Annotated in this window: 10 protein-coding genes; 2 read left to right on the forward strand and 8 right to left on the reverse strand. The window is 61.7% G+C overall.

Annotation, left to right across the window (positions count from 1 at the left end; all coding sequences use genetic code 11):
- Nucleotides 1–261: 261 nt before the first annotated feature.
- From E6W33_RS18220 to E6W33_RS18255, 8 genes are all read right to left on the reverse strand, one after another.
- The gene (locus tag E6W33_RS18220) at nt 262–1914 is read right to left on the reverse strand and encodes a methyl-accepting chemotaxis protein (RefSeq protein WP_136418734.1); all 1653 of its coding nucleotides are present in this window, start codon (nt 1912–1914) and stop codon (nt 262–264) included.
- A 228-nt stretch (nt 1915–2142) separates the two neighbouring features.
- Nucleotides 2143–2949: an IclR family transcriptional regulator gene (locus E6W33_RS18225; RefSeq protein WP_136418761.1), complete on the reverse strand. Its 807-nt coding sequence runs from the start codon at nt 2947–2949 to the stop codon at nt 2143–2145.
- An 82-nt stretch (nt 2950–3031) separates the two neighbouring features.
- Nucleotides 3032–3739, reverse strand: coding sequence for an ABC transporter ATP-binding protein (locus tag E6W33_RS18230; RefSeq protein ID WP_136418735.1), 708 nt, complete (start codon nt 3737–3739; stop codon nt 3032–3034).
- Nucleotides 3732–4445 (reverse strand): ABC transporter ATP-binding protein, encoded by a 714-nt coding sequence (locus E6W33_RS18235; RefSeq protein ID WP_136418736.1) that lies wholly within the window; start codon nt 4443–4445, stop codon nt 3732–3734. Before E6W33_RS18235 ends, E6W33_RS18230 begins: the two co-directional genes overlap by 8 nt.
- Nucleotides 4438–5382, reverse strand: a complete 945-nt coding sequence (locus E6W33_RS18240) for a branched-chain amino acid ABC transporter permease (protein ID WP_348983167.1) — start codon at nt 5380–5382, stop codon at nt 4438–4440. The genes E6W33_RS18235 and E6W33_RS18240 overlap by 8 nt, the downstream gene beginning before the upstream one ends.
- A gap of 16 nt (nt 5383–5398) precedes the next feature.
- Entirely contained in the window at nt 5399–6271 is an 873-nt protein-coding gene (locus E6W33_RS18245) for a branched-chain amino acid ABC transporter permease (RefSeq protein ID WP_136418738.1), read from the reverse strand.
- Between the two features lie 165 nt (nt 6272–6436).
- Nucleotides 6437–7609 (reverse strand): ABC transporter substrate-binding protein, encoded by a 1173-nt coding sequence (locus tag E6W33_RS18250; protein ID WP_136418739.1) that lies wholly within the window; start codon nt 7607–7609, stop codon nt 6437–6439.
- Nucleotides 7610–7640: 31 nt separating this feature from the next.
- A complete protein-coding gene (locus E6W33_RS18255) occupies nt 7641–9194 on the reverse strand; it encodes an AMP-binding protein (protein WP_136418740.1) in 1554 nt (517 codons plus the stop codon).
- Between the two features lie 382 nt (nt 9195–9576).
- Here E6W33_RS18255 and E6W33_RS18260 point away from each other — a divergent pair, with 382 nt between their 5' ends.
- Nucleotides 9577–11118, forward strand: a complete 1542-nt coding sequence (locus E6W33_RS18260) for a 3-hydroxyacyl-CoA dehydrogenase (protein ID WP_136418741.1) — start codon at nt 9577–9579, stop codon at nt 11116–11118.
- Between the two features lie 3 nt (nt 11119–11121).
- Entirely contained in the window at nt 11122–12324 is a 1203-nt protein-coding gene (locus E6W33_RS18265; RefSeq protein ID WP_136418742.1) for a 3-oxoadipyl-CoA thiolase, read from the forward strand.
- The last annotated feature ends 120 nt before the right edge of the window (nt 12325–12444 follow it).

A 12444-nucleotide genomic window follows, 5' to 3' on the forward strand; every position in this document is an offset into this window, starting at 1 on the left:
ATGACTGGAACCGTTGAAAAATTAGCTTTCTATCATAACGTCCGGCACTGTCATCTCGTTTGATCTGACGCAATCGCGGCGCCGAGATAAAAGTACGAACGTACGTGCAACCCCAGCCAGGTGCGCCATCACAACCTGTGCGCACTATAGCAAGATTCAGCGCGGCATCCGAAAATCATGCCGGCGGAATGACGAGAATATGCCCTCGCAAAATGACGGGAGCATGAATGAGATGAAGAATGTTGAGTGCGAGGCGTGTCGTCAGCACTCTTGCAAATGTTCGCCGTCATGCATGTGTGCATGTGCGAGTTGCGGACGTGCCGGTGTCGATGATGGCAATGCGATGACGGCATTCGGCGCGGGCACCGCGTTCTCCACCTTGAAGATCGCGACTGCCTTGCCGAGCGTCATGGCCTGGTCCTGCATGCTGTGCGCAGCAGCGGCGGCTTGCTCGACGAGTGCGGCATTCTGCTGCGTCATTTCATCCATCTTCGCAATCGACCGGCTGACTTCTTCGATGTCGGCACTTTGCTCCGCGCTCGCGGCGGTAATCTCGCGCATGATGTTGGCGACGTGCATCACGGAGTTCACGATGTCATCCATGGTCTTGCCGGCCTGATCGACCAGCTTGCTGCCGGCATCGACTTTCTCGACCGAGTCGTGGATCAAGTCCTTGATCTCCTTCGCCGCACTCGCGGAACGCTGGGCAAGATTGCGCACTTCCGCGGCAACCACGGCAAATCCCCTGCCCTGCTCGCCGGCGCGTGCCGCTTCCACCGCGGCATTGAGCGCCAATATGTTGGTCTGGAAAGCGATGCCGTCGATCACGCCGATGATATCGACGATCCTGCGCGAGCTGTCCTTGATCGATCCCATGGTGCCGACGACTTCACCGACCACTTCGCCGCCTTTCACCGCGACATCTGATGCGGATACCACGAGACTATTTGCCTCTTTCGCATGCGCCGCATTCTGCTTGACTGCGGTAGTCAGTTGCGCCATGGAGTCGGCCGTTTCCTGCAAGGCGCCTGCCTGTATTTCAGTGCGAGAGGAAAGATCGGCATTGCCTGCGGCGATTTCGCGCGATGCGACGGTGATCGAATCAGTGCTGAGGCGCACGTCGCGCACGATCCTGTGCAGGCCGTCGTTCATGTCGCGCAGAGCAAGCAGCAGCTGGCTGACCTCATCCTTGCCGGAGACAGGGACTTGCGATGCCAGCTCGCCGGCGGCGACACGGCGCGCGACCTGCACCGCGTCATGCAAGGGAGAAGTGATGCTGCGCGTCGTCGCCCAGGCGAGAACGCCACCCGCTGCCAGTGCGATGGCGCCGATGGCAAACAGCACGTTCATCAACTGCTTGCCGGATTCCACCGTTGCATCGAGCACATGATGCGCCGCGGCCTGCTGGATGTCGACCAGCTGGTTGATATCGGCCAGCGCCTGCTGGTTGAGTGGATCGATACGGCTTGCGATCAGCTTGATGGCATCTTCGCTGTTGAATGCGCCGATCAGGCGGATGGCTTCCCTGAACGGCACATCGGTTTCCACATCGAGCCGCGTGATGTCGGCGAGGAGTTTCTTTTCCGTTTCGGTCAGCCCCAGCGCGATCAGCTTGTCACGCGCTTCGGCGAAGCGCTTGCGCAGCGCCTTGACCTTTTCCTCTTCGCGCTGCATGGCCGTGATGTCGGATTGCAGGCCGATGTTGCGCATCGCAATGCCGCCTTCCAGCAAGGCGCTCTTGATGCTTCCCGCCAGGCTGCTCTTGGCATTGCTGACTTCCAGCCCGGCGATCATCGCTTCACGGTTGCGTGTGCTGATCAGGTTGTCGGCGGCGAGGACCACGATCAGCATGGCGAGCATGATGCCAAAGCCGATGGCGAGCCGGGTACCGATGCGCAAGCTGCGAAAGTTCATGATTTCTCTCCCGGAACCCGAGGAAGGCTGCCGTGCAATTAGTGTTGGCGGTTAGTAGAGGAAACCGTATGCGTGCGCACTGTAACAGCACTACGCCAATACAAAACACCGAATATTTGCGGGAGAGCCGATCAATGTTCGGCAGGCAACGAGGGAATCAATCTGGACGTCCGCGCCCGCGCAAGGCGGGGCGGCGTCGGGGGATGGCGAGAGGGACGAAGGCTTTCGTCAGGTGCGTTTCAGGCGGTCGACCAGGTCGAGCAGGCGCGGCTTGACTTCGTTGAGCAGAAATTCCTTCGAAATCGTGAAGGCCGGGCCGCCGCAGTTGATGCTGAGGATGGACGACCCGTTGGCGGGACGGAAGGCGACTGCGATTGCGTTCACGTCCGGCTGCCAGTCGCCGAACGAAGTGCAGCAACCGATGGTCTTGTATTCCTCCAGGGAACGCATGACGCCTTCGCGAATGGCGGGCCACTTGGTCTCGTCGAATTCGCGTGCGCGTTCGAGGATCTCATTGCGTTCCGCGCTGGACGTTTCCGCCAGGTAGGCGCGGCCCATGGCGGTCAGCGCGATCGGGATGCGCGCGCCGACATCGAGACGCAGCGTCAGTGCAGCCTGGCTGCGGCAGTTTTCCACGTAGATCATGCTGAGGCGGTCGCGCATGCCCATGGACACCGTGGCATGCGAAAAATCGGCCAGCTCCTGCATGTAGGGGCGCGCGAACTGACGGATGTCGAGCTTGGACAGCATCGCGCTGCCGAGCGCGAGGCTTGCGGTGCCGAGGCGGTATTTGCCGATCTCGTCGACGTATTGCAGATAACCCAGCTTGGTCAGCGTGTAGGTCAGGCGCGAAACGGTCGACTTCGGCAGCTTGGTGCGCTCGGCAAGTTCCTGGTTGCCGAGCAGCTTTTCACCCGAGCGGAAGGACGACAGCACGTCCAGCCCGCGCGCGAGCGCGGTGACGAAGTGCCTGTCCTCCTTGGCATTGGATTTCTTCTCTGCCGGCACGTGATTTTCGCTCGATTGTTCCGCCATGGCTGTCTGGTCTTCCGGTGCGACCTCGTCCGCTGCGACAAGGAAATTCAAGGGCTGATTGTCGAATTGCTGCGGCATTATCCTAGCCTTCGAGCGCAAAGTACAGATCATGCAATTTTGCTACATCGACTTCCGACGCCGGTTTGTCCATCACGACGCGCCCGCTGCGCATCATGTAGACGCGGTCGGCCAGCTTCAGCGCCATGTGCGTATTCTGCTCGACCAGGACAATGGTGACGCCTTCCTGCTTGAGCTTGGCGAGGATGTTGAAAATTTCCTGCACGATCACCGGGGCCAGGCCCAGCGAAGGTTCGTCGATCAGCAACACGCGCGGTTCGGCCATCATGCCGCGCGCCATCGCGACCATCTGGGCTTCGCCGCCGGAGAGCGAGCCTGCAAGCTGCTTGCGGCGCTCCTTCAGGCGGGGAAACAGTTCATAGGCGCGCTCGATGTTGTTCGACATCGACGCCCGCTTCTGCTTCGGGAACGCGCCCATGATCAGGTTTTCCTCGACGCTCATGTCGCGAAACACGAGGCGGCCTTCGGGAACCAGCACTACACCCTGGTCCGCCATGTCCCAGGTCCGGTGCTGCGCCAGCGAGGCGCCGCGCAAGGTGATATCGCCCTGGCTCGGCGTCACCAGGCCCATGATGGTTTTCAGCAGAGTCGATTTGCCTGCACCATTGGGGCCGACGATGGAAGTCAGCTGCTTCTCGGCGAAGGACAGGTTGACGTCCCACAGTACGTTGATGGCGCCGTAACCGGCGCGCAGGTTGCGGATCTCAAGCATGGGCGTCTCCTGTATAGCTCTTGATGACTTCGGGGTCGCGGAATACAGCGTCCGGCGCGCCGTCGGCGATCACCTTGCCGAAATTGAGCACCACTACGCGGTCGCACAGCGTCGAGACGGTTTCGATGTCGTGTTCGATGATCAGGATGCCGATCTTGAATTTCTTGTGCAGGTCTTCCAGCTTGGCGGTGAAATAACGCTTGCCGGTGGTTTCCAGGCCGGCCAGCACTTCGTCAAGCAAAAGCAGTTTTGGTTCCGTTGCCAGGGCTTTCGCCACTTCCAGGCGCTTGAGTTCCTGCAGCGCGAGGCTGGTGGCGGCATCGCGTTCGGCTTGGGCCGAGAGATCCATGAATTCCAGGATCTCGTCGATGCGCTTTTGGTCCACCTTGCCGTTGCCGAAGCGTTGCGCAACGATCAGGTTTTCGCGCACTGTCAGTTCGTGCATCGGCTGCGGAATCTGGAAAGTGCGGCCGATGCCGATGCGCGCACGGGTGTGCAGCGGCTTTCCGCTGATTTCAGTCCCGTCGAAAGAGACGCTGCCGGAAGTCGGTTTGACCAGCCCGGAAATGGCATTGAACAAGGTGGTCTTGCCGGCGCCGTTGGGGCCGACCAGGCCGACCACCTGGTCGGAACCCATGGAGAAGCTCACATCCTTCAGTGCGACGAGGCCGCCGAACTGAATCGTGATCTTGTCGAGCTTAAGCATGCTGGCCTCCCGTATTGCGTTTCTTGAATACCGTGAGCAGGCCGTCGGGCGCGAACAGGATCATTGCGGCAAGCACGATGCCCAGCACGATCTGGTGACCGGACGACAGGACCGCCTTGAAGAACAACTGGTCGACCAGGTAGATCACGATCGCGCCGACCATCGGGCCGGTGATGGTGCGATAGCCGCCGAAGATCGCGGCGACGATGGGCAGCACGCTCCAGGAACTGTTGAACGCGTAGTCCGGCTCAAGGAAGTTGATGATGTGCGCGTTGAAGGCGCCGATGGTGCCGGTCATGAACGCCGACAGCAGCAGCATCCAGGACTTCAGCAACACGCTGTTGACACCGACCACGCGGGTCGCGTCTTCGCTGTCGTGCATGGCGCGCAATGCAATGCCGTAATGGCTCTTGCGCACCCAGGCATACACCACGCAGAACAACAGCACGATGGTCAGGCCCAGCAGGTAAGGACCGAGGCCGGTCAGGAAATCGGCCTGCACCAGGCTCGGCAAGCCCGGAATCGACGAGATGCCGGCCGAGCCGCCGGTGAGCGACGTGAACTCGGTGGCGAGGATCTTGAAGATGTGCGCATACGCAAGAATCGCCAGCGCGAAATACGGCCCCGACAGGCGCAGCGCGGGCAGCATGGCCAGCGATGCAATCGATGCGACCACGCCACCGGCCGGAATCGCCAGCAGCACCGGCAATCCCGCCTTCATGGTGAGCAGGGCCGAGGCATACGCACCCATGCCGAAGAAGGCCGCATGGCCGAAGCTGACCATGCCGCCGAGATTGCCGAGCAAGGCCCAGGGCACCGCGACGCCGGCCACGATGAGAGAGGACACCGTCAGGCTGAGGATATAGCTGTTGTCCTTCAGGAAGAACGGTACGACCAGATAGAGCAGAGCGATCGCCACCCAGATGAGTTTTTTCACTGATTTTTCCATTGCTTTATCCCCGCCGCTTCTTGGCGCCGAACAAGCCGTTCGGCATGATGAACAATACGATCAGGAACAGCAGCATGCCCGCCAGTTCCTGCAATGCGGAGCTGAGCAGCGTGACCGTCATCGCTTCGGTGATGCCGAGCAGGAAGGCGGCCAGTACCACGCCCGGCACCGAGCCGACACCGGCCAGCACCGTGATGATGAAGGCCTTGACTGTCAGCGAATGTCCGAGCGGCGGTGAAATCACGCTGCTCGAATAGATGGCGATACCGGCAATCGTCGCCAGCACGCCGGCCACGAGGAAGGACGCCAGTTCGACCTTGGATGGATTGATGCCCATCAGCTTGGCCGCGTCGCGATTGGATGACACGGCGCGCACCGCGCGGCCGTACCAGCTGCGCGACAGCCACCAGCCGAGCACGGCGGCCACGCCGATGCTGACGACGAAGAACAGCAGTTCGCTGAACATGCTGTACAGGCTGCCGATCTGCACTGCGTCTTGCATCATTGCATTGCCGGTGGAGCGGATATCGCTCGACCAGAACAGCAGGACGGCATTGGTGAGGATCATGCCGAGCGCGAATGTCAGCATGAGCGAATTCAGTTCGCGGTTGCGCTTGATGCGCGATACCAGGAAGTAGACGACGGCGGAACAGGCGCACACGATCACCAGCGCCAGCGGCAGCGACAGCATCGGATTGACGCCGAAGCGGCTTTCCACCGTATAGGCGATATAGGCGGCGAGCAGGACCAGTTCGCCATGCGCCAGATTGATGATGCGCATGGTGCCGAAGGCGAGCGTCAAGCCAAGCGCGATGAGCGCATAGACGCCGCCGACCAGCAGGCCGGAGTAGAGGGATTGCAGGATGAGTTCGGACATGATTTGTCTGGAAAACGGTTTGGGTCCGGCGCGCAGGCGTTCAATGCAGCATGCGCCGGTCACGCGTCGCGCGAGCATCCCCTCCCCCATGGAGGAAGCAGGATGCGCGCGATGTGAATCAGGTGTGTGCCCAGGTACGTGCTTGATTCAGCACGCCTGACCGATTTACCAAGGTACTGCCGGATACTTCAGCGGACCGGTGGCCTGATATGCCGGCGACACGATCACGATCTTGCCGTTCTGATGCTGCCCCATGCGATGCTGGAAGTTGGGGTTGTCGCCGTTGGCGTCGAACGTTACCTTGCCGATCAGCGTATCGCGGCTGGTCTTGCGCATTTCGTCCGGCAAGCCGCCCTTCTTCAGGGTGCCGTTGTCCGCGGCGCGAGCGATCGCTTCGAACAGCAGCGAAGCCTTCACATAACCGAACTGCGCGAGGTAATCGACGTCCTTGTTGAACATCTTCTTGTAGGTGTCGGCGAACTTCTTGCCTTCAGGCGTCTTGTATTCGACCGGGAACGGCAGCAGCGCCGTGCCGATCACGTTCGGCATCAGGTCGGGGAAATCGGATGCCATCTTGGAGGTGGCCAGCGACCAGACGCCGACGACCGATTTCACTTCCGGCTTGAGCACCTTGGCGGCGCGGATGATGCCGACGTAGTCGTTCTCATAGGCGCTCATCAGGAGTACGTCCGGCTTGTCCTGCAGCTTGATCTTGTTGATGATCGGCTTGAAGTCGGTGATGGCCGGATCAAACGCGTGCGTGGTGACCTTGAAGCCTTTGCCGCCGAGATCCTTTTCGATGCTCTTGGCCAGGTCGGTGGTCGCTTCCTTGGTGGAGTAGACAATCGACACCGATTTCGCTTTCATTTCCTGCAGCAGGTTTTCGATGGCAATCTCGTATCCGCGCGTATTGTTGATCCGGAAGAAGGTCTTGTAGCCGCGCTTGGTCAGGTCGTCGTTGACGCCGCCGGCGGTGATGTAGGTCAGGTTGTGACGGTTGGAGGCATCCGATGCCGGTCCGATGATGTTGGAGCCGTAGCCGCCGATCAAGGCGACCACGCCTTCCGAGGCGAGCTTCTCGACGGCGGCGACCGCTTTGGCCGGTGCCGACTCATCGTCGATGGTGACCATCTTGATGGTGTGCTTGCCGTTGCTCTTGTTGAAGATCTCGACTGCGGCCGCGATGCCTTCGTTGAAGCCTGCGCCGGAACGTGCCAGCGTGCCGGTCAAGGGCATGTGTGCGCCGACCTTGAACTCTTCTGCGCCTGCAGCGGCGACGAACATGGCGGCGCTGATGGCAACGCCCAATCTGGCGACACTGCTAAGTTGGAATTTCATGTCTCTTCCTCTCGTGTGAAAAACGCTTGTTTCAGGAATGCTGACGCCCGGCGGACGGACGTTGTACAGCGAGTTGCTGCAACTCTTTCTTCAGAACCTTGCCGGTCGCAGCGGCCGGCAAGTGATCGAGAACGACGATCTCCGAAGGAATCTTGTAGGGGGAAAGATTGGCTTTCAGGTGCGCGCGCAGCGCATCGAGCGTGAACGATCCGGTCTGCGATACCTCGATGAAAGCAACGACTTCTTCGTTGCCTTCGACCTCGCGTCCGACGACCGCGGATTGCACGACGTCGGGATGGGCGTTGAGCACCTGCTCGACTTCGACCGGGTAGACGTTGAAACCGGAACGGATGATCAATTCCTTGCTGCGGCCGGCGATGGTGATCGCGCCGTCCGCTTCACGGCGCGCGAGATCGCCCGTGCGCAGCCAGCCTTCCGGCGTGACGGTCTGCGCGGTCAGTTCCGGCGCGCGGTAGTAGCCCTTCATCACATTCGGCCCGCGCACCCACAGCTCGCCGACGCCCTCTTCGCTTTGCTCGGCGCCGTGCAACTGGATTTCGATGCCGGGAATGGCCGGGCCGACCGAGCAATCGCTGCGCGGATCGTCCAGGCGGGTCTGGCAAATGGAGGGCGAGGCTTCGGTCATGCCGTAGCCGTTGTGCAGCGTGATGCCGAAGGTTTTTTCAAAAGCCTGCTTGAGCGCCAGGGTCAGCGGCGCGCCGCCGGACTGGGCAACGCGCAAATGCGGCGCGTGCAGAGGCGTCCCGGTGTTTTCGCTCCATTCCAGCAGCTTGGCGTACATGGCCGGCGCGCCGTGCATCACCGTGATGCCCTGCTCCGCCAGTGCCGCTGCAAGCGCTTCCGGTTGATAGCGCGCGACCAGGCGCAATGCCGAGCCCCCAATCAATGCGGCGACCAGCAGCGATGACAGTCCGTACACATGCGACAGCGGCAATACACCGTAGATAACGTCGCTGGGAACGATGCGGCGCATCCTGCAGCTGTTGGCGCCGACAAACAAAAGGTTGGCGTGGGAGAGCATCACCGCCTTCGGCGCACCGGTCGTGCCGGAGGTATACACCATGGCCGCAACCTGATCGGCGGCTGCCTGTTCCACCGGCTCAGGGATGGCTTGCTCGTTCAACGGACCGAGCAAAAGACCGCCGATGCTGGGCCAGTCGACCGCCTGCGCGCCGCGCAGTTCGCCGTGCGCCTTCGCCTGTGGCGAGATGCTGCTGAAATACAAGGCGCGACGGGCGCCGGAATGGGACAGGAAGTTGTCGATTTCACGCGCGGACAGGCGCGCATTGACGGTCGCGGACCACGCATCGAGCCGGCTGACGGCCAGGATGCACACGGCGAGCGCCACGCAGTTTTCCCCGACCAGCAAGACCCGGTCGCCCGGGCGCACGCCGGCGTCGCGCAGGCGTTCCGCCACCGCTTCGACCACTCCACCCAGGGCGCCGTAGGTAATCGAGGACAGGTCGTCAACCAGCGCAAGCTTGTCGGCGCAGGTTTCGGTCCAGGGTGCAAACGCTTCGTGAATGCGGCGGGGCGTAGCAGCCGGGTGCACTGCTTGGGTCATTCCGTCTCCTTGTCTTATTTGCAAAGGGCCTCGATCGGGGCGAGCTTGCGCATGTCCGGCGAAGGGCGCAGACGGCGCACCGGTTTCAGGCCGGCCCCGAAATGTTTCCAAAGGTACTTCAGGGTGCAGATACTGGCATATCCAAAATGGAATTGCAACGATTTTTGCAGAATAAGGTGCTGCACTGCAGAACACTTGCGAAAAATGCAAAATGCGTATTTGCGCAAGAATGCCCTCTTCTTGCTGCCATCTTTAATGATCAACAGAGATAACAAATGAAATCTTGACAGCCCGGCGCAAAAAGCAATACAGTTCCATTTTAAATGATGTTCTTCTGCATTGCAGAACTATAGAAATTCCCTCAATACTCAGGAGCCTTCGCATGCAAACCGCCTTTCTACCCCCGCCCAACTCGCAGCAACTGGTGGTTGGTCTTGTCGGATGCGGGGTGATGGGAAGGGGCATTGCGCAGCTTGCCGCGCTCGCCGGCGCGCAAGTTCGCCTGTGCGACAGCCGCGAGGGCGCGGCAGGCACGGCCCGGCAGGAATTGCTGGCAACCTTTGGCAAGCTGAGCGAAAAAGGCAAGCTGGATCAGACGGCTGCCGCCGCGGCCGCTGACCGGCTGCAGGTTTGTGACCGGCTGGAAGACCTGGCCGGCTGCCATGTGATCGTCGAAGCGATCGTTGAAGACCTTGCCGTGAAGAAGGCCCTCTTCAGCAATCTGGAAAGCATCGCCGGGCCGGACGCGATCCTGGCGACCAACACCTCCTCGTTGCCGGTTACCGCCATTGCGGCCGGCCTTCAGCATCCGGAGCGCGTCGCCGGCTTCCATTTCTTCAACCCGGTTCCGCTGATGAAGATCGTCGAGGTCATCGGCGGTTTCCTGACCAGGCCGGAAATCACCGACTATCTGCTGGCCCTCGGCCGGCATTGGGGCCACAACGCCGTGCGCGCCAAGGATACGCCCGGCTTCATCGTCAACCATGCGGGTCGCGGTTATGGCACGGAAGGTTTGCGCGTGCTGGCCGAAGGCATCGCATCGGTGCCGGTGCTGGACAACATCCTGCGCGATACCGCCGGCTTCCGCCTCGGCCCCTGCGAACTGCTGGACCTGACCGGACTGGACGTCTCGCATCCGGTGATGGAATCGATCTACCACCAGTATTACGAAGAGCCGCGTTTCCGCCCGCAGGTGAATACGCGCCAGATGCTGACTGCCGGCGCGCTCGGCAAGAAAGTCGGCCACGGCTTTTATCGCTACGGCGCCGACGGCAAGAAAGAGGCGATTGCCGAGCCGGCGCAGGCCACGCAACTTCCGACCAGTGTCTGGCTCAGCCATGACCGCCCGGAACTGGCCGAACGCATCGCGGTGCTGATCTCCGCCGCCGGCATTCCCATCGAAACCTCCGCCCGCCCCAGCGACTCCGCCTTGTGCCTCGTCACGCCGCTGGGCGAGGATGCAACCACCTGCTGCGCGCGCGAGGATCTCGACGGCCGCCGCACGGTCGGTGTGGAAAGCCTGTTCGACGCCAGTCGCCGCCGCGTGGTCATGACCACGCCTGCCACCACTTCCGACTACCTCGCCATGGCCTGCGGCCTGTTCGGCGCTACCGGCGTCCCGGTCAGCGTGATCCGAGACAGCGCCGGCATGGTGACGCAGCGCGTAGTGGCGCACATCATCAATATCGCCTGCGAAATCGCGCAGCAGGACATTGCCGATCCGCTCGACATCGACCGCGCCGTCACGCTCGGCCTCGGTTATCCGCTCGGTCCCCTTGCCTGGGGCGACGCACTCGGCCCGACTACCGTACTTGCCATTCTCAAAAACCTCGAACAGCAAACCGGCGACCCGCGCTACCGTCCCAGCCCCTGGCTGCAGCGTCGCGCCTTGCTCGGCCTGTCGCTACTTCACAAGGAGATCTGATTCATGCTCGACGCCTATATCTACGATGGCTTGCGTACCCCGTTCGGCCGCCACGCCGGTGCGCTGGCGCCGGTGCGCCCCGATGACCTGGTCGCGGAAGTCATGCGCGCCCTTGTCGCGCGCAATCCGTGGAAGCCGGAACAGATCGAGGACGTGATTCTCGGCGATACCAACCAGGCGGGCGAAGACTCGCGCAACGTGGCGCGCAATGCACTGCTCGCCGCCGGCCTGCCATATTCCGTCCCGGGCCAAACCGTCAATCGCCTGTGCGCCAGCGGCCTGGCGGCCGTCATGGATGCGGCGCGCGCCATTACCTGCGGCGAGGGCGATCTCTATGTCGCCGGCGGTGTCGAAAGCATGAGCCGCGCACCTTTCGTGGTCGCCAAGTCGGAAGCTGCGTTCGGCCGCGACTTCAAGGTATTCGATTCGACCATCGGCGCACGCTTCCCGAATCCGAAGGTCACCAAGGAATACGGCGCGGACACCATGCCGGAAACCGGCGACAACGTGGCCAAGCAGTTCGGCATCAGCCGCGAGGAAGCGGACGCCTTCGCACTCGCCTCGCAAATGAAATATCACGCCGCGCTGCAGGATGGTTTCTTTTCCGGCGAGATTCATCCGATCAGCGTGCCGACCGGACGCAAAACGCCGCCGGTGCTGGTCGACAAGGATGAACATCCGCGTCCGGAAACCACCGCAGTCAGCCTGGAAAAGCTCAAGCCGCTGTTTGAAGGCGGCGTGGTCACCGCAGGCAATGCGTCGGGCATCAATGACGGTGCTGCCGCCCTGCTGATCGGCAGCCGAGCCGCTGGCGAACAAGTCGGCAAGGCGCCGATGGTGCGCATCTTGTCCGCCGCGGTGGCCGGCGTTGAGCCGCGCATCATGGGCATCGGCCCGGTCGATGCCATCCGCAAGGCGCTCGCGCGCGCCAACCTGTCGCTCACCGACATGGATGTCATCGAAATCAACGAAGCGTTTGCCAGCCAGGTGCTGAGCTGTCTCAAGCTGCTCGGCGTTTCCGGCACCGACTCGCGCGTCAATCCGAATGGCGGCGCGATTGCGCTTGGCCATCCGCTCGGCGCATCCGGCGCGCGTCTCGCACTGACGGCAAGCCGCGAACTCGCTCGTCGCAACGGCCGCTACGCGGTCGTCAGCCTGTGTATCGGCGTCGGCCAGGGTCTGGCAGTCGTCCTCGAAAGAATCTGAAACCGGAGCCATCAATGAAAAGCAAAGTGCAATTCCAATGGGACGACCCGCTGCTGCTGGACCAGCAACTGACGAATGAAGAGCGCATGGTGCGCGACGCGGCGAATGCCTACTGCCAGG

Origin of the sequence: Herbaspirillum sp. ST 5-3, from assembly GCF_004804275.1 — a bacterium.
Taxonomy (GTDB): domain Bacteria; phylum Pseudomonadota; class Gammaproteobacteria; order Burkholderiales; family Burkholderiaceae_D; genus Noviherbaspirillum.